General features: G+C 65.7%; 14 protein-coding genes. 4 read left to right on the forward strand and 10 right to left on the reverse strand.

Annotation, left to right across the window (positions count from 1 at the left end; all coding sequences use genetic code 11):
- Window positions 1–57: 57 nt before the first annotated feature.
- Window positions 58–1,863, forward strand: a complete 1,806-nt coding sequence (gene atzF / locus GGD62_RS10020; RefSeq protein WP_183708275.1) for an allophanate hydrolase — start codon at window positions 58–60, stop codon at window positions 1,861–1,863.
- A 110-nt stretch (window positions 1,864–1,973) separates the two neighbouring features.
- Here atzF and GGD62_RS10025 read toward each other — a convergent pair whose 3' ends face one another.
- From GGD62_RS10025 to ugpB, 10 genes are all read right to left on the reverse strand, one after another.
- Window positions 1,974–2,696 (reverse strand): GntR family transcriptional regulator, encoded by a 723-nt coding sequence (locus tag GGD62_RS10025; protein ID WP_179740154.1) that lies wholly within the window; start codon window positions 2,694–2,696, stop codon window positions 1,974–1,976.
- A 4-nt stretch (window positions 2,697–2,700) separates the two neighbouring features.
- A complete protein-coding gene (gene hpxZ / locus GGD62_RS10030) occupies window positions 2,701–3,093 on the reverse strand; it encodes an oxalurate catabolism protein HpxZ (protein WP_179740152.1) in 393 nt (130 codons plus the stop codon).
- 1 nt (window position 3,094) lies between these two features.
- Window positions 3,095–4,489, reverse strand: coding sequence for an AtzE family amidohydrolase (locus GGD62_RS10035; protein WP_179740150.1), 1,395 nt, complete (start codon window positions 4,487–4,489; stop codon window positions 3,095–3,097).
- Between the two features lie 7 nt (window positions 4,490–4,496).
- Window positions 4,497–4,676 (reverse strand): DUF4089 domain-containing protein, encoded by a 180-nt coding sequence (locus tag GGD62_RS10040; RefSeq protein WP_018316853.1) that lies wholly within the window; start codon window positions 4,674–4,676, stop codon window positions 4,497–4,499.
- Window positions 4,677–4,758: 82 nt separating this feature from the next.
- Window positions 4,759–6,582: an ABC transporter ATP-binding protein gene (locus GGD62_RS10045; protein ID WP_179740148.1), complete on the reverse strand. Its 1,824-nt coding sequence runs from the start codon at window positions 6,580–6,582 to the stop codon at window positions 4,759–4,761.
- A gap of 283 nt (window positions 6,583–6,865) precedes the next feature.
- Entirely contained in the window at window positions 6,866–7,765 is a 900-nt protein-coding gene (locus GGD62_RS10050) for an ABC transporter permease (protein WP_179740146.1), read from the reverse strand.
- Window positions 7,766–7,985: 220 nt separating this feature from the next.
- Window positions 7,986–8,999, reverse strand: a complete 1,014-nt coding sequence (locus GGD62_RS10055; RefSeq protein WP_179740144.1) for an ABC transporter permease — start codon at window positions 8,997–8,999, stop codon at window positions 7,986–7,988.
- Window positions 9,000–9,245: 246 nt separating this feature from the next.
- Window positions 9,246–10,868: an ABC transporter substrate-binding protein gene (locus GGD62_RS10060; protein ID WP_183708278.1), complete on the reverse strand. Its 1,623-nt coding sequence runs from the start codon at window positions 10,866–10,868 to the stop codon at window positions 9,246–9,248.
- A gap of 351 nt (window positions 10,869–11,219) precedes the next feature.
- Window positions 11,220–12,179: a phosphotransferase gene (locus GGD62_RS10065; protein ID WP_179740140.1), complete on the reverse strand. Its 960-nt coding sequence runs from the start codon at window positions 12,177–12,179 to the stop codon at window positions 11,220–11,222.
- Between the two features lie 236 nt (window positions 12,180–12,415).
- Window positions 12,416–13,756: a sn-glycerol-3-phosphate ABC transporter substrate-binding protein UgpB gene (gene ugpB, locus GGD62_RS10070; protein ID WP_179740138.1), complete on the reverse strand. Its 1,341-nt coding sequence runs from the start codon at window positions 13,754–13,756 to the stop codon at window positions 12,416–12,418.
- 184 nt (window positions 13,757–13,940) lie between these two features.
- Here ugpB and GGD62_RS10075 point away from each other — a divergent pair, with 184 nt between their 5' ends.
- Genes GGD62_RS10075 through GGD62_RS10085 form a run of 3 tightly spaced genes read left to right on the forward strand, consistent with a single transcriptional unit; the run spans window position 13,941 to window position 18,736 of the window.
- Window positions 13,941–14,936, forward strand: a complete 996-nt coding sequence (locus tag GGD62_RS10075) for a TRAP transporter substrate-binding protein (RefSeq protein WP_179740135.1) — start codon at window positions 13,941–13,943, stop codon at window positions 14,934–14,936.
- 6 nt (window positions 14,937–14,942) lie between these two features.
- Window positions 14,943–17,021, forward strand: a complete 2,079-nt coding sequence (locus tag GGD62_RS10080; protein WP_210311080.1) for an ATP-binding protein — start codon at window positions 14,943–14,945, stop codon at window positions 17,019–17,021.
- On the forward strand, window positions 16,991–18,736 hold the full coding sequence (locus tag GGD62_RS10085) for a DUF3369 domain-containing protein (protein ID WP_038970747.1): 1,746 nt from the start codon (window positions 16,991–16,993) through the stop codon (window positions 18,734–18,736). Before GGD62_RS10080 ends, GGD62_RS10085 begins: the two co-directional genes overlap by 31 nt.
- Window positions 18,737–18,744: the final 8 nt, after the last annotated feature.

Consider the following 18,744-nt stretch of genomic DNA (forward strand, 5'->3'; position numbering starts at 1 on the left):
GCTTGCTTCACTCCGGATGAAGCAGTTGCCGGAGTTTTTGTCGCCATGAGGGCTGAAATGGGGGCTGAGCAGCCTGAAACGATCGCCGCGATTGTGGCCGCGCATCGCGCGGGCACGCTGACGCCGGCGCAGACGATCGCGCGGACCTATCAGCGCATTCGCGACCACAATGACCCCGCCATCTTCATCAGCCTGCGCGACGAAAAGGATGCGATCGCCGAGGCCGAGAGGCTTGCTCCGAAGGACGCCGCCAACCTGCCACTCTACGGCGTGCCCGTTGCGGTGAAGGACAATATCGACGCGCTGGGCTTTCCGACCACGGCGGCCTGCCCGGCCTTCTCCACCACGCCGACGCATGACTCGACTGCGGTGGCGCGGCTGCGTGCGGCCGGCGCGATCATCATCGGCAAGACCAATCTCGACCAGTTCGCCACCGGCCTGGTCGGCGTGCGCTCGCCTTACGGCATTCCCAAAAATTCGATCCGCGACGATCTCATTCCCGGCGGATCCAGTTCGGGCTCCGCTGTGGCGGTCGGCGCGGGGCTCGTACCGCTGTCGCTGGGGACCGACACGGCCGGCTCCGGCCGCGTGCCGGCGATGCTCAACAACATCATCGGGCTGAAGCCGAGCCTCGGCATGATCTCGAACGCGGGCCTCGTGCCGGCCTGCCGCACGCTCGACTGCATCTCGGTGTTCGCCTTGACGGTGGATGATGCTGCGCTCGCGCTCTCCGTGATGGCGGGGCCGGACCCGGCCGATCCGTTCTCGCGCGATCGGCCGCTCGGTGAGCTCACGCCGTTCCCGGCAGGCTTGCGCCTCGGCGTGCCGCGCAACGGACAACTGATCTTCTTCGGCGACAAGAAGGCGGAAACCGCCTACGCCGATGCGCTGAAGCGCTGGACTGCGCTTGGAGCCAGGCTCGTCGAGTTCGATCTCGAGCCGTTCTACGAGACGGCGCGGCTGCTCTATGAGGGCCCGTGGGTCGCCGAGCGTTATATTGTGATCAAGGACCTGCTCGCGTCCGCGCCTGATACGATCCATCCGGTGACGCGCGAGATCACCGCGGCCGGCGCGCGGCTCACCGCTGCGGAGACGTTCTCGGCGCTCTATCGCTTGCAGGGCCTGCGCAAGATCGCCGAGCGCACGTTTGCCAATATCGACGCGCTGGTGCTGCCGACGGCGCCGACGGCCTATACGACCGCGCAGGTGCTGGCCAATCCGATCGAGCTCAACAGCCGGCTCGGCACTTATACCAATTTCGTCAATCTGCTCGACCTCTGCGGCCTCGCCGTGCCGGCATCGATGCGCGCTGACGGCATTCCGTTCGGCATCACGCTGCTGGCGCCCGCGGGACATGACGCGCGGCTCGCGAGCATCGGCCGCGTCTTCCATGCCGATACCAAGCTGAGCCTCGGCGCGAAGGGCGCGGCGCCAGCGCCGCTGCCGTCGCTGCCGGCAAGCAGCGGCGACGAGATCCCCATCGCCGTGGTCGGCGCACATCTATCCGGCATGGTGCTCAACGGCGAATTGAAGGCGCTGGATGCAAAGCTGATCGAGGCGACAAGAACCGCGCCCGACTACAAGCTCTACGCGCTCAAGACCACGCCGCCGAAGCCCGGCATGCTGCGCGTGGAAGCCGGCAAGGGCGCATCGATCGCGCTGGAGATCTGGTCGCTGTCGCCATCCGCCTTCGGCAAGTTCGTCAATGCGATTCCTTCGCCGATGGCGATCGGCACGGTGCGGCTGGCGGACGGGCGCAGCGTAAAAGGGTTTCTCGTCGAGCCCGAAGTGCTGGGTGACGCGCGCGACATCACCGCGTATGGGGGATGGCGCGCGTATATGAAGGAAGCTGCGACAAAGTAGGTCTCGTAGGGTGGGCAAAGCGAAGCGTGCCCACGATCCCGACCTTCCTGAAAAACCGTGGGCACGGCGCTTTGCGCCTTTGCCCACCCTACGGCACCGATCGTGCGGCGCTACACCGACACCGCGTAAATCTCGTACTCCCCGCGCACCAATTCGATATGCGCGCGCATCGCGGCGGCAGCGCCCTGCTTGTCGCCGCGCATGATGGCGACGACGACGCGGTCGTGCTCGGCTTGCGATTTGGCGAGACGGCCGAGGTTGCGGAACTGGGCGCGGCGGAACGGCTGCACCCGCACGCGCGTCGCCAGCGTGATCTCGGCGATGTAGCCGTTCTGCGATCCCGCATAGATCGCGTTGTGGAAGCGTTCGTTGACCTCGTGGAAGCGATCGGGATTGCCGGTGTAGCTCAGCACCCGCAGCTCCTCGTGGATGGCCTCCAGGCCATGGCGCTCGGCCGCGGACATGCGCTCGGCGGCGAGCCCGGCGCACAGCGCCTCGAGCTCGGCCATCGCCTCGAACATGCTCGTCAGACGCTCGATCGAGGGCTGCGCCACCACCGCGCCGCGATGGGCACGCGCTTCGACGAGGCCGCTGGCCACGAGCTGACGCAAGGCTTCGCGCACCGGCGTGCGCGAGACGCTGAAGCGGCGCGCGATGTCGGTCTCGTCCAAGGGTGCACCGGGGGCCAGGGTGCCGCGCACGATCTCGTCGGCGAGCTGCAGCCGCAACTCCTCTGCGCGCGTGACCTTCAGCACCGATGGCGAGGCGCGGTCGACGCGCGGCACCACCGGCTCGGCCGGCAGTGCTCCCTGCGGAAGATCCTCAAGCGTCATACGGTCAGGTCTCTTTCGGCTCGTCGATGATGCTGACATGGGCAGCGACGACGCGCCAGCCCTCCGGGAAGCGAATCCAGGTCTGCATCTGCCGGCCGACCTTGCCGGGCGCGGTGTCGCGATAGAACAAAGTGGAGGCCACGGCCGTGTCGCGGCCGTAGCTGGAGATGACGGTCTTTGCGGTGCGGCGGTTCAGGCCGACCGGCGAGCGGCCGGCGCGGAAACCGCTGATCGCCTCATAACCATAGAGATTCTCGCCGATGCCGTAACGCAGCGTGCGGGGATCGTTGCGGAAGAGCTCGCCGAGCACGGCGACATCGTTGCTGACGAGGGCCTGCTCATAGCGATCGAACGCGGCTTTGACTTCCGCGATCACATCGGGGAGATCGATCTCCATGTCAGAGTCCTCTCGGCGCGGGCGCTGCGGCGACGCCCATCTTTTCCAGGGCGTAGGCGACGCGGAGCGCAATGTCCTCGCGCCAGGGCGCCGCGATGATCTGCACGCCGATCGGCAGCGGCTCGAGCGGCACCGGGACGGCGACCACCGGCAGGCCGATGAAGGAGATCGGCTGGGTGTGGATGCCGATATTGGCGCGCACCGGCAGCTCGACGCCGTCTAGGTTGAAATTCACCTGGCCGAGCTTTGGCGCGGTGCAAGGCGTCGCCGGCGCGAGCAGCACGTCGACCGACTTGAAGATCTCGGCGAGCTGGGCGCGATACCAGCGGCGGAATTTTTGCGCCCGATCGACCATCGGCGCCGGCACCATCGCGCCCGCGATCAGCCGGTCGCGTACGGCCGGATCGAAATCGTCCGGCCGCTTGCGCAGGCGGTCGAGATGCAGCGAAGCGCCTTCGGTGGTGGTGATGACATAGGCTGCCGCGCGGGCGCGCGCGGCTTCCGGGATATCGATCACCTTCGTTGCGCCAAGCGCCTTGGCGACGCGGCTGACGGCCTCGACCGCTTCCGGAAACACGTTCTTCTGGAAATACCCGCCGGCGATGGCGATGCGCAGATCCGAGACCGGGTTGGCGATCAGCGGCAGCGTCGGCTCCAGACCGCGCGTCGTGCAGGCGCTGTCCTCCGCGTCCGGGCCCTGCATCGCGTCATAGGCGAGCGCGAGATCGGCGGCCGAGCGCGCGAACGGGCCGAGATGATCGAGGCTCGCGACGAACGGGAACGAGCGCGCCCGCGACAGCCGGCCATAGGTCGGCTTCAAACCAAAAATGCCGCAAAACGAGGACGGCACGCGGATCGAGCCGTTGGTGTCCGAGCCGAGCGCGATCGGCACCAGCGCGCCGCCGACGGCGCTGCCCGAGCCGCCGGAGGAGCCGCCGGTCATTCGCGTGGTGTCATGCGGATTGCGCGAGGGACCGTCATGGACGTTCTCGCCGGTGAAGTCGTAGGCGTATTCGCCCATGTTGAGCGCACCGACCAGCACGGCGCCGGCCGCTTCCATGCGCTCGATCAGCGTGGCGTCGCGTTTAGCGGGCGCGAGGTCCCGGTTGATCTTCGAGCCCGCGCGCGTCGAAAGGCCGGCGACGTCAAACAGGTTCTTCACCGCGAAGGGCACGCCGGCGAGCGGGCCGACTTCCTTGCCGGCGGCGATGTCGGCGTCGATGGCACGCGCCTTCGCACGAGCGCGATCGGCGGTGACGTCGGTGAAGGAATTGAGGATGCCGTCGTGCTGCTTGATGCGCGACAGCGCGGCTTCCGTGGCATCGAGCGCGGACATCCTGCGGCCCGCGACTGCACTCGCGATTTCGGCGGCCGTCATCTCTGGCTTGCTGGTCATGGCAGCATCACGCCGTGAAAATCGGTGCCGGCTCGGTCTCGTCCGGCAACGCGAATTCGTCGACCAGGCGGGCGAGCCGCAGCGAGACTTCGAGGTTGGCGCGCACCGCCGGCCTCCAGGCCTCCTCGACCGGCAGCGCCAGCGCTTTCGATACGGCGTCGATATAGTCGTCCAGCGGCTCGGCCATCACGCTCCCAAACTATCTCTCTAGGTTGTTATTTGAGCATGATCTTTTCGGAAAACCGCTGCGCACTTTTCCGGATCATGCTCTAGTGTACCTGCAACGGCGGATGCGGAATCGCCGTCAGCAGCTCCTTGGTGTAGTCGTCCTGCGGATCGCTGAGGACCTGCTCGGAAGAGCCCTCTTCGACGATTCGACCGGTCCGCATCACAATGACACGATCGCACAGCAAGCGCACTACGTTCAAATCATGCGAGACGAACAGATAGCTCATACCTAGCCGCGCCTTGAGATCCTGAAGCAGGTTCAGAACGACAGCCTGCACAGAGACGTCCAGCGCCGCCGTCGGCTCATCCAGGATGACCAGTTTTGGATGCAGCGCAATGGCGCGGGCGATGCCGACGCGCGCCTTCTGGCCGCCGGACAATTGATGCGGGAAGCGGTCGAGCAGGTTGTGCGGCAGGCCGACCATGGTCGCCAGCTCCTCGCAGCGGGCGCGAAGCGCATCGCGGCCCCTGATGTCGCTCAATTGCATGATCGGGTCGGCGATGGCGCGCGCTGCGGTGAAGCGCGGGTTGAGGCTGTCGGTCGGATCCTGGAACACCATCTGGATGCGGCTGCGCTGCGGCAGTCGGGCGAAGGACGCAGGCTGGATGGCGCCGATGTCCTCGCCGTCGAACTGGATCAGGCCGGAGGTCTGGTCCAGGAGCCGCATCACCATCATCGACGTGGTCGACTTGCCGCAGCCGGACTCGCCGACGAGGCCGACGCTCTCGCCATGGCCGATCGAAAAGCTGATGCCGTCGACGGCGCGGAACACGTCAGGCTCCAGCGGCGGCTTGCGGCCGAACAGCTTTCCGAGCGTCGCGGTGGCACCCTGGCCCGGGTATTCCTTGACGAGCTTTTCGACGAGGAGGAGGGGTTTGCCACTTGCGCTGGTCTGCTCCCTCTCCCCGTCCTTCACGGGGAGAGGGTTGGGGTGAGGGGCTGCTTCCGCGAGCACGGTGCTGGGAGAGTCCCCCTCACCCGCCGCGCTGTGCGCGTCGGCCTCTCCCCGCGTGCGGGGAGAGGCGAAGGAAGCGGCGTCCTCTTCAGGCAGCAGATCACGCAACGACACACCCAGCCGCGGCGTCGCGCGCATCAGCTTCTTGGTGTAGGGGTGTTGTGGGTTCGCAAAAATGTCGGCGGCCTTGGCGGTCTCGACCACGCGGCCCTTCTCCATCACCACGACGCGGTCGCAATAGGCGGCGGCGAGGCCGAGATCGTGGGTGATCAGGATGGTCGACATCGCGCGGCGCTTGGTCAGCTCCACGATCAGATCCATCACCGTCTTCTGCGTGGTCACATCAAGGCCGGTGGTCGGCTCGTCCGCGATCAGCAGCTGCGGATTGCAGGCGAGCGCGAGCGCGATGACGACGCGCTGGCACATGCCGCCCGAGAGCTCGAATGGATAGGCGTGGTAGCGCTCGCGCGGACGGGCGATCTTGACCTGCTCCAGCGCCTCGATCGCCTTCTCGCCGTGATCCTTGACCTGGGCCTGCTGCACATGAGTGCGCAGCACGTCCTCGATCTGGTCGCCGACTTTCCGGATCGGGTTCAGCGCCGCGCGTGGGTTCTGGAAGATCATCGAGACTTCGCGGCCGCGCAGGTCGCGCATCTGGTCTTCGGTCGCAGCCTTCACGTCGATGCCGGAGAACATCACCGAGCCCTCGGCGATCCGCCCCGCGCGGTCGAGGATGCGCATCACCGCATAGGACGTCACCGACTTGCCGGAGCCTGATTCACCGACGATGGCGAGCGTCTCGCCCTTGGCGACGGAAATATTGACGTGCTGTACGGCCTTGACGATGCCGCGGCGGGTGGTGAATTCGACGGTGAGGTCCTGGACATCGAGCAGCGGCTGGGCGGTCATGCGCGCCTGCCGATCAAAAAACGCGAAAACAACCCCATGCACAGTAGAAAGAGGTTGGATTCGTTGGGGAATTTTTGACGTAGATTTACGCGTGAGGCAGGCACCGGCCTCTCGCTCCCTCCCCCCTTGTGGGGGAGGGTTGGGGAGAGGGGTGGCTCCAAGCGAAGTCGGAGTTCGTGGCTACCCCCCTCCCTTCCCCTCCCCCACAAGGGGGGAGGGAATGAGAGAGCCGTGGCAACCACACTCCCAAGCGTCCCGATCTTCTCTCTGCCCCCAACCATCATCACGTCCTCCGCTGGGGGTCGACGATGTCGCGCAGGCCGTCGCCGAGGAGATTGAAGCAGAACACGGCGATCATCAGCGCGAGGCCGGGGAACAGCGCGATCCACCATTCGCCTGACACCATGAAGCCGGCGCCCTCGGCGACCATGATGCCCCATTCGGCGGTGGGCGGACGGACGCCGAGGCCGATGAAGGACAGGCCCGCGGCGTTGAGGATGGCGTAGCCCATGGTCAGCGACATTTGCACGATCATGATCGGCATGATGTTCGGCAGGATATGCACCAGGAGGATGCGTAATTCGCCGTTGCCGGAGAGGCGCGCGGCCTGCACGAAGCCGGCGTTGCGGCGGACATTGGCCTCGGCGCGCGCGACGCGGGCATAAAGCGGGAAGTTCACGATGGCGGTGGCCAGGATGATGTTCTGCACGGTGTTGCCGAGCGCCGCGACGATGCCCATCGCCAGCACGAATAGCGGGAAGGCCATGATGGTGTCGGCGATGCGGCCGACGATGCGATCGGTCCAGCCGCCGAAATAGCCGGCCGCGATACCGGCGAGCCCGCCCATCAGGAACACCAGCGCGACCGAGGCGACCGCGATGAACGTATCGAGCCGTGTCGCGACGACGACGCGGCTGAAGATGTCGCGCCCCAGCTGGTCGGTGCCGAACCAGTGCGCGGCCGACGGCGGCTTCAGCGCCGCGGCGGTGTCGGAGGCGAGCGGATCGTACGGCACGAGATAAGGGCCGACGATCGCGGCGGCGAGGATCAGGATCAGCAATGCGAAGGCAAAACCGGTGACCTTGTTTTCGCTGAGGACATAGCGGGTCTGTTCGAGCACCGCGACGAGGCCGGAGGTGCGCGCGGGACCGACGGGTTCAACAGCAGGCGCAACGGAGCTCATGGCTTTACTCCTGGAGCTTCTGAGCGTGGGGACGAACGGCCAAGCGGCGAGCGCGCTTCACCTCTCCCGCTTGCGGGAGAGGTCGCGCCAAAGGCGCGGGTGAGGGCTCTCTCCTCTTGGGGGCTCTCGCCCGCGGAGCCCCCCCTCCCCAGCCCTCCCCCGCAAGCGGGAGAGGGAGCGGACCGCTCGCGTGGCTCGTATTGGGCGAGATCATGACGGTCTACCCTTCCAACCGCACGCGCGGATCGATCACGCCGTACAAAATGTCGATCACGAGATTGAGCAGCACGTACATGACCGCCATGGTGAGCACAAAACCCTGCACCGGCGCGAAGTCCGACGAGATCAGCGCTTCCACCGCATAGGAGCCGATGCCCGGCCAGGCGAACACTTTCTCCACCAGCACGTTGGCGCCGAGCAGGAACGAGAACACCATGCTGAGCGTGGTGATCACGGGCAGCATCGCGTTCCGAAACGCGTAGGTGACGATGACGGTCGACGGCGACAGGCCACTGGCGCGCGCGGTGCGGACGAATTCGGACGCGAGCACCGCCAGCATCGAGGCGCGCGTCATGCGCGCGATCGGCGCCAGCGAGAAGATCGCCAGCGTGGTCGCCGGCAAGATGAGCTGGCTCAGCGCCGAGCGGAACGCTTCGAGATCGCGCGCGATCAGGGTGTCGATCAGATAGAAGCCGGTCACCGTCGGCGGCGCGCTGGTGAACACGTCGAGACGGCCGAGCGGCGCCGGCGACCAGCCGAGCCGGAAATAGAAGACATAGACCAGCACGAGGCCAGTGAAGAACACCGGCAGCGAGACGCCGGCTGTCGTCGTGACGCGGCATAAGTGATCGACCCATGACCCTGGCCGCGTCGCCGCGAGGACGCCGAGCGGAATGGCGATGACGACGGACACGATGAGGCCGAGCAGCGTGAGTTCAGCCGAGGCCGGCAGGCGGTTGCGGATCTCGGCCGCGACCGGCTGTCCTGTCGTCAGCGAGTTGCCGAAATCGCCGTGGGCGAGATCATTGGTGTAGCGGAAGAACTGCTCGATCAGCGGCTTGTCGAGGCCGAGCTTCTTGCGGATCTGCTCGACGGCTTCCTTGGTCGCGGCGGGCCCGGCGAAATAAGCGGCGGGATCACCGGGCAGCGCGCGTGTCAGCAGGAAGGTGACGATGACCACGCCGATCAGCGAGGGAATCGCGAACATCAGACGCTTGCCGATCATGGTCAGCATGGGCGACTTCCCGTGGAAAGAGAAGATGACGCAACGGGCACAACTGCGCCCCCTCTCCCGCTTGCGGGGGAGGGTTGGGGTGGGGGTGCTTCCGCATTGGGGTTCTCCGTGTGGACAGAGCCCCCACCCGCCGCGCTCTTCGAGCGCGTCGGCCTCCCCCGCAAGCGGGAGAGGCGAACCGAGCCAGCCGATAAGCCTCCGAACGCCATATCCGATTGCCTCGCCCTAATCGCCAATCGGCTGATCTCACCCCTTCGCCATCGCGCGATAATCGAGCCGCCGATGGAACCAGTACTGATAGCCGCTGATGTTCTTCTGCATCGCGACGTTGACGAAGGGTTGGTACAGCGGGATGCGCGGGATGTCGGTGTAGGCGAGATCGACGAAGCCCTTCACGTCCTTGTCGTAGGCCGCGGTATCGCCGGCCGCAGCGGCAGTGCGCGCGCCGTCGATCAGCTTGTCCATCTCCGCCGACTTGTAGCTCATGGTGTTGAAGACGGAATTGTTGCCGTGATAGCACCAGTAGAAGAAGTATTCGGGGTAATCGAGCCAGCCCGAGAACACGTTGGTGAAGAGCGGCATCTCCTTCTTGTTCAATTCGGTGCGCCAGTTGGCGCCGGGCACCTTGTTGATGGTGGTCTTGATGCCGATCTGCGCCAGGCTCTCCTGCACCAGCACGCAGAGCGGCTCGTTGACGCCGGCGAAGTTGAGATCGAACGAGATCGTGGTCTCGAAGCCGCCTGCGTAGCCGGCCTCGGTGAGCAGTGCCTTCGCCTTCTCCATGTCGGTGTTGTATTTATGCGGCTGCGGCCAGGCGACTTCGGTGGCCTTGTCCGCAGGTGCGCCGAACATCGGGTTGGCAAGGCCGAACATCACGGCGTCCATGATCTTCTGATAGGGCAGCGCATAGGCGACCGCCTGACGCACCTTCGGATTGTCGAAGGGCGGCTTGGTGACGTTCATGCCGATATACTGGATGCCGTTGGAGAACGGCAGCGACACCACGTTGAGCTTGCCGTTGGCCTTCATCTCCTGAAAGTCCTTGTTCGGCAGTTCGTAGGAGATGTCGGCATCGCCGCGTTCCAAGAGCGCGCGGCGGTTGCCGGCCTGCGGCACCATGCGCCAGATCACGCGCTTGATCTTCGGCAAGGGGCCGCCGACCCAATCCTCGTTGCGCTCCATGATGACTTCGGTGCCCGCGGTCCATTTCGTCACCTTGTAGGCGCCGGAGCCCGCGGTCTGCTGTTTCGTGAACTCGAGACCCCAGGGGTCCTTCTCGCTGGCATTCTTCTTCACCAGCTCGGAGTTGACGATGCAGGGCACGATCACGGCGAGGTCGGGGATCGTGAGCTTGTCCTTCTTCAGGAAGTCGACGCGCACGGTGTAGTCGTCGATCACGACGAACTGCTCCGGCTTGGTCAGCGAGCCCGCGCTCATCTGGAAGGTCGGGAAGCCGCCGACGCTGACGGCGCGGTCGAGCGACCATTTCACGTCCTTGGCGGTCACCGGCGCGCCGTCGTGGAATTTGGCGTTCTTCTTCAGCTTGAAGGTGACCGACATGTCGTCGATCCTGAACTCCTCGGCGAGCTCGCCCTTGAACTTGTCGCGGTCGTAATAGGGCACGCCGCCCGGGCCGCTCTTCATCTCGTGGCTGATCAGGCGGTCGTAGCAATTCCAGGACACCTCATAGCCGGGCACGTTGGTGCCGACGCCGTGGATATCGAGATTGTTGGGGCCGCCTTCCGAGACGATCAGCAGCGTCTCCGAACGGGCGTCGGCATAGGCTGAGGAAATCACCTGTGGCATCGCCGGAAGCGCCGCTCCGGCGGCCAATCCGGAAACGGACTTGAGGAAATCGCGGCGCTTCATGACATCGCTCCAACACAACGTTTTTGGTTGGAACCGGATTCGCAAGGTTTGTGCCAGAGCTTAACGAGCAGTTACGATCAATTTAATGAACTGATATCGCTTAGGAAATGTTTATTTTCGCGCGTCGCGGCCTTCGTCTCGATCTCCCGGAATTGCATACAAAGATACAGATTTGCCTATTTCATGAGCTTAATTTGATCTGCGCCCGCCCAATAAGCACAGCTGTCATTCCGGGGCGATGCGCAGAATCGAGCCCGGAATCCGTCGGGGCGGCAGCACGCGCAGGACCATGGATTCCGGGCTCGATGCTGCGCATCACCCCGGAATGATGGAGAGAGGTGGGGCCCGCGCTCACCCCGCCCAGATCAGCTCCTGCAGCTCGACCAGATCGTCCGCCTGCTCCTGCCAGCCCGCAATACAGATGTGGCTGTTGAGGTCGCTGGCGCGGTGCAGCAGCATCAGGGCCATCAGCCGGCGTTTGAGCGCGTAGTCGAGCTTCGCATAGCCGAAGCCTTCCAGCAGGCTCTTCACCCTCCCCGGCCGGCCCGCCGCCATGAACGCGCCGGGGCCGAGCAGGTCGTAATCGCGCCATCCCGCCAGCACGTCGCCGAAGTCGAACAGGCCGGCAAGCGACCACTGGCCGTCGTCGCAGGCGAGCAGGAAGTTCTCCGGAATGTATTCGCCGACCAGAAAGACCGGCGGCGCATCCAGCGGGATGAGCTTGTCCGCATCGCACAGGAGATCGTCGAGGCCTTTGAGGAATTTCGGCGCGAGGCCGAGACGCGTGTGCCGCGCCCTGCAGCCCCGCATCTGGGCACGCATGAAATCGTCCCAGCGCGGCTCGATCGCCGCAAGCGGCCCGAGCGGGGCGCGCTGGACGCTCGCGATGGTCTCGCCGATCTGGCGCAGCAGGCGTTCCTTCTGCGATTCCGGCAGGTGTGGCCACACCTCCGAGCCGAGCGTGCCTGATAGCCGCGTGATGACGAGATAGGGCCAGCCGTCGCGTATCCCTTCCGCGACGATCTCGGGGATCGGCAGATCGAGATGGCCTTTGAGCTGCATCAGCGAGCCGCGCTCGGAGACGAATTGTGCGTACAGCATCGGCGGGAAGATTTTGAGGATCGGCCCCTCGCCGAGGCCGACGACGAGGTTGGTGCCGGTCGCGAACACATGCGGCGCGCTGATATCGAGACCGTGGCGGCGCGCAATGTCGAGTGCGATCGGAAGCCATTGCGAGGAAGCGGAGCGAAAGGCGCGGAAGCTTTCCTCGTCGGCGAAGGCCGGCAGTGTTTGCGATGGAGCGTTAGTCATCGTCGTTACGAGCTTGATTGATTCGTCAGTGCGAGCCGAGGAGACGGTGCACCTCTCCCGCTTGCGGGGGAGGTCGGCGCGAAGCGTCGGGTGGGGGCTCTCTCCCCGCGGGGACACTCTCCGCAGACGTCAGGCCATCCCAGCGTGGAGAGAGCCCTCTCCCCAACCCTCCCCCGCGAGCGGGGGAGGGAGCGCGCCTCCCGCGCGGCCACAGCGAAGCCCAATCGCAACATGCACTACCGTTCCGGGCTTGCGCGCTCGAACTGGCGCAGCAGCTTGTTGCCGCGCTCGACGGCGGAATCCAGGGCGGATTGCGCGCTCTTCTGGCCGGAAAAGGCCTGCTCCAGCTCGTCCTCGATCGCGCCGCGGATCAGGACGAAGGAGCCGAGCCGGATGCCCTTCGAATTCTCCGTCGGCGGATTGAGCGTGATCTCCTCGAACGAGATCGACGAGCCCGGGTTGCGCTCGTAAAAGCCCTGCGCGCGCGTCAACTCGGAGGCGGCGCGGGTGATCGGCAAGTACCCCGTGTTCTGATGCCAGGCGGCCTGCACGCCGGGCTGTGACAGATAGGCGAAGAACCGCGCCACGCCCTTGTATTCCTCGCGCGGCCGGTCGCGCAGCACCCAGAGCGTGGCGCCGCCTATGATCGAGTTCTGCGGCGCGCCCTTCACGTCGGGCCAATACGGCATCATGCCGTAGCCGATCTCGAATTTCGAATTCGCCTTGATGTCGGCGCGCGTCGCCGAGGAGCCGATGAAGATGCCGCATTCGCCGCTCTGGAAGCGCGGCTCGGCCGCTTGGCCGCGGCCGCCATAGTCGAACAGTTTTGTCTTTTGCCATTCGGCGAGCTGGGCGATGTGTTTGACCACGACCGGATTGTTGATGGTCAGCTCGGCATCGAGCCCGGCAAAGCCGTTCCCGCGCGTCGCCAGCGGCAGATTGTGGAAGGCGGAAAAATTCTCGACATGGATCCAGGACGGCCATGATGTGGTGAAGCCGCAAGCAGCGCCGCGGTCGCGCAGGCGCTTTGCAGCGGCCCCCAATTCCGGCCAGGTCTTCGGCGGCGTCTCCGGATCGAGGCCCGCGTCGCGGAACATGGTCTTGTTGTAGTAGAGGATCGGCGTCGAGGAGTTGAACGGGAACGACAGCAGGTTGCCGGCCGCATCGGTGTAGTAGCCGGAGACGGCGGGCAGGTAGTCATTGAGCGAGAACGGCTCGCCCTGGTCCCGCATCAGGCTGAACACCGGATAGATCGCGCCCTTGGCCGCGGTCATGGTGGCGGTGGCGACCTCGTTGACCTGGACGATCGCGGGCTGGCTGCGCGAGCGGAAGGCGAAGATCGCCGCCGTCACCGTCTCGGTGTAGTTGCCCTTGTAAGCGGGCACGATGCGGTAATCGGACTGCGAGGCGTTGAAGTCCGAGGCGAGCTTTTCCAATTGCCGCCCAAGCTCGCCGGACATGGCGTGCCACCACGCGATGTCGGTGGCGGCGCGCACGGGCGCGGCCAATGAGAGAGCCGCCATGGCGGCGACGAGCTGCAAAAGGCGCAATGCTGAAGTCACGATGGCGCTTCCCATGCCGCGCGACAAAGGCGGCTGCCCTGCTTAAGGCGCGGCATTTGCGGTTTCAACCGGGAATGAGCGCCGGCCGCGCCGCACAATTACACGGCCGCGCCGGGCGGGATGGCCTTCCCCCGACCATCTGCTAGATTGCATTGAACCTTTTGCCCCCGCCATAGACTCCACCACTGAGGGGTTGAGTGTGCCAGTGTTGAGCCGTGCCGAACTCTCGCGGACCGGAGTGATCGTCGTCGCGCTTCTGCTTGCCGTCTGTGCGACGGGTGCCGTCGCACGCGAATTTCGCGCCGCCGATACCCAGACCGAGGATTACCCGACCGTCCAGGCGCTGCGCTACATGGGCGCGCTGATTGCCGAGCGCAGCGGCGGCCGCCACGAGATCAAGGTGTTCCATTCCCGCCAGCTCGGCGAGGAAAAGGAGACGATCGAGCAGACTCGGGCCGGCGCGATCGACCTGAACCGGACCAATGTCGCGCTGATCGGCAACTTCGTTCCGGCGATGAACGTGCTCGCCATGCCGTTCCTGTTCCGGTCCATCGAGCACATGCAGAAGGTGCTGGACGGCCCGATTGGCAGCGAGATTCTGAACAGCTTCGAGCCCTATGGCTTCGTCGGGCTCGCCTTCTACGATTCCGGGGCGCGGTCGATCTACAACGGCGCCCGCCCGGTGAAGACCATCGCGGATCTCAAGGGATTGCGGATCCGGGTGCAGCAATCGGAGTTGATGAGCCAGATGATCCGCTCGCTCGGCGCCGAGCCGGTCGAGATGCCCTATGGGCAGGTGCTCACCGGGCTCGCCAACCATCTGATCGACGGCGCCGAAAACAATTGGCCATCTTTCGTGACGACGGATCATTACACGCACGCCGGGCATTATACGCTCACCGAGCATACGATGAGCCCCGAAGTGCTGGTGATCTCGCTGAAGGCCTGGCAGAGCCTGTCGCCGGACGACCAGAAAATCTTCCGGGAGGCTGCGCAGCGCTCCAGCCGGTTCATGCGCGAGAAATGGCGCGACCTCGAGGAGCAGTCGCAGCGCAAGGCGCAGGAGGCCGGCGTCACCATCATCAAGGATATCGACCGCAAGCCGTTCGAGGACGCGATGGCCCCGATCTACGCCAAGGCCGGGCGCGATCCCGCCGCGGCCGCGCTGATCGAACGTATTCGCAAGGTGGAGTGAGCCGCGTTGGCTGCACTTGGACATACCGAGCACCCAGACCGGCCGTCCGGCCCGATCGGACGGCTGCGCGCACGCCTGGTCGGCGTGCTGCGCGCGGTGCCGATCCGCTGGCGCATCCTGTCGATCGCGGCGCTGAACTCCGCCGTGGTGGTGGTGCTGGTGGGGATGATCTGGAACGGCGCGCAGGTGCTGGGCTCGGCCTGGGGCGACGTCCGCCAGGTGCGCGAGTCCGACCGGATCCTGGCGCTGCTCGAAAGCGAGACCGGGCGCCTGCACAATCTGATCCACCGCTACATCAACCAGCCGAGCCCCGACCTGTTCGCCGAGATCCTGCTGCTGCGCGAGGCGGTGCTGGGCACGCTGACCAACCGCGCCGCCAAGGACCCGATGCTGTCGGGCTCGGTCGAGGAGCTGGAGCGCACCACCGACCGCTTCCTCAACGGTTTCGGCGAGCTGCGCAGCGTGCAGGCCACCATCGCCAAGACCTATGAGGATCAGGTGCAGGGCCCGGCCAGGGACATGGCCGGCCTCTATTCCATCATCGAAGGCGCCACCGGCCATCGCGACGCGCTGATCTGGCCCTCGCTCGGAAAATCCCGCGAGGCCTTCACCGCGATGCTGGTGGCGGCCAATTCCTATTATCTGTCGCTGTCAGCGGGCGCGGCCGACGACGCGCGCCGCAACACCGAGACGATCGAGAAGACCATCCCCGTGATGATCGATCTCGCCGACAACGATCTGCAGAAGATGGCCTTGCGGCGGCTCGGGGCCCGCACCGCCGCACTGCGCGAGGGCTTTGCAAAGCTCTCCGAGCAGCTTGCCAGCCGCACCGAGCTGCTCCGCAACAGCATCGACGCCAGCCAGGCCGAGGCGATCGGCGCCATCGACGACCTCTCGACCAAGATGCGCAAGCGCGAGCAGAAGGCGCAGGAGACATTTGACCGCACGCTGGCGGATATTTCCCGCCGCGTCCTTTCCATCGCGGTGATCTTCCTCGGCATCATCCTCACCGCCGGCGTGATGATCGCGCTGTCGATCCGGCTGCCGCTGCAGCAGATCATGGCGGCGATGCGCGCGATCACGCTCGGCGACCTCGACCGCGAGGTGCAGGGCACCAAGGCCCGCGACGAGGTCGGGGCCATGGCGCGCGCGGTGGAGGTGTTCCGCGAGAACGCGATCGCCAAGCGCGAGACCGAGGACGAGCTGCGTGCGTCGAAGGAGAAGGCCGAGAGCGCGCTGCTCGAGCTCAATACCGCGCAGCAGAATTTGATCGATGCCGAGCGGCTGGCAGCGCTCGGCGGCCTCGTCGCCGGCGTCGCGCATGAGGTCAACAACCCGATCGGCATCAGCCTCACCGTTGCCTCGAGCTTTGCCCGGCGCACCGAGATCTTCGAGGCCCAGCTCAAGGGCGACGGCGGCCTGCGCCGCTCGCAGCTGGAGGAGTTCGTGCAGTCCTCGCGCGACGCCTCGCAGCAGCTGGTCGCCAATCTGCAGCGCGCCGGCGAGCTGATCCAGTCGTTCAAGCAGGTCGCGGTCGACCGCTCCCATGCCGAGCGGCGGCAGTTCTCGCTCAGCGAGGCCACCGACCAGATCATCGCCAGCCTGCGCCCGGTGCTGAAGCGCTCGCCGATCACGCTGCAGGTCGACGTGCCGGAGGGGCTGCTGCTCGACGGCTATCCCGGCTCCTATGGCCAGATCCTGACCAACCTCTTCCTCAACGCCGCCAACCACGCCTTCGCCGACGGGCGTGCCGGCACGATCATCATCCAGGCGCGGCCGCGCGGGACCGAGGACGTCGAGCTTATCTTCACCGACGACGGGGCCGGCATGACCCCCGACGTGCAGCGCCAGGCCTTTGACCCTTTCTTTACCACCCGGCGCAATGAAGGCGGCACGGGACTCGGGCTTCATATCGTCTATAACCTCGTCACCCAGCAGCTCGGCGGGCGCATGATGCTGGAATCCAAGCTGGGACAAGGCACCACTTTTCGCATTATCATGCCCCGGGTCGCCAAGGGCGGCGCGCAAAGCACAGAAAGTGACGGGACTTCTCAATGGCCGAACAGGACGATGTCCTCCACCTGATCGACGATACCGGTACCGCGTCGGAGGATGCCAACGCCCGGAAATGGAAGATCGCCGTCATCGACGACGATCCGGCCGTGCATGACGGCACCCGTTTTGCGCTGTCCGACTACAGCCTCAACGGCCAGAGCCTGGAGATCCTGTCGGCCTATTCCGCGGCGGAAGGCCGCAAGCTGATGGCCGAGCACAGCGACATCGCCGCCGTGCTGCTCGACGTCATCATGGAGACCGACGTCGCCGGCCTCGAGCTGGTCGAGTTCATCCGCAACGAGATCCGGAACGAGACGGTGCGCATCATCCTGCGCACGGGACAGCCCGGCCAGGCGCCCGAGCGGCGCGTGATCGTGCAGTACGACATCAACGACTACAAGGCCAAGACCGAGCTCACCGCCGACAAGCTGTTCACCTCGCTGACCGCGGCGCTGCGCTCCTATCAGCAGCTCGAGCGCATGGTGCAGACAAGGCGCGGGCTCGAGATCATCATCGACGCGGCCTCGACGCTGTACGACTTCAAGTCGATGCAGCGGCTCGCCGAGGGCGTGCTGACCCAGCTCGCCTCGCTGCTCAACGTCGATTGCGCCGGTATACTGGTCTTGCGCGACAATGGCGGCATCGACCCCGAGCTCTCGGTGCTCGCCGGCAGCGGCTGCTACAGCCGCTTCATCGGCACCACGACGTCGAAGGCGCTCGACCCCGAGCTGCGCGAGATGGTGGAGGCCGCGTTCCAGCGCCGCAAGAACGAATTCGCCGACCACCGCAGCGTGATCTATTTGCGCACCGGATCCGGCCGCGAGGTGGTGGTGCTGCTGCAGGCCGAGCGCGAATTGTCCGAGACCGATCGCTCGCTGGTCGAGATCTTCTCCTCAAGGCTCTCGATCGCCTTCGACAACGTCATCCTCTACCAGCAGCTCCAGGCCGCCAACACCCAGCTGGAGGACCGCGTCGCCCAGCGCACCCGCGCGCTGATGCAGGCCAATCGCCGCCTCTCGGCGCAATGGCTGCGGCTGCAGCGCGCCAACGGCTTCAAGAACGAGATTTTGGGCACGGTCGCGCACGATCTGAAGAATCCGCTCGGCGTCATCCTCGGCCGCACCGAGATGCTGAAGGAGCTGATCTCGACCGGCGCCTCGGAAAACGGCGTGGTCGCCCAGGTCGACCACATCCGCGACGCCACCAAGCGCCTGACCACGATGGTCGACCATCTGATCTCGGATGCGATGGCTGACGCCTTCGACATCACCATCCGCCGCGAGCCGGTCGACGTCGCCGCCCTGGTCAAGGAGGTCGCCGAGGCCAACCAGCCGCTCGCCGTCAACAAGCAGCAGGCGATCAGCGTCGCCGCGCCGGCCAACATCGTCACCATGTGCGACACCGACCGCATCCGCGAAGCCATCGACAATCTCATCAGCAACGCCATCAAATACTCACCAATCGGCGGCAAGATCGACGTGGTCGTCAGCCACGAGGGCAGCGACACCGTCGTCCGCGTCAGCGACGAGGGCGCCGGCCTGTCGCCGGAAGATCTCGGCCGCCTGTTCGGCCGGTTCCAGCGGCTGTCGGCCAAGCCGACCGCAGGCGAGAGCTCGACGGGGCTTGGGCTCTCCATCGTCAAGCGTATTGTCGACATGCATGGCGGCGAGGTGACCGCCGACAGCGAAGGGCCCGGCAAAGGCTCGACCTTCACCATCACCCTCCCCGCGACCGAAATGCCGTGATCTCAAGA

The organism is Bradyrhizobium sp. ERR14 (assembly GCF_014198235.1).
Lineage (GTDB): Bacteria > Pseudomonadota > Alphaproteobacteria > Rhizobiales > Xanthobacteraceae > Bradyrhizobium.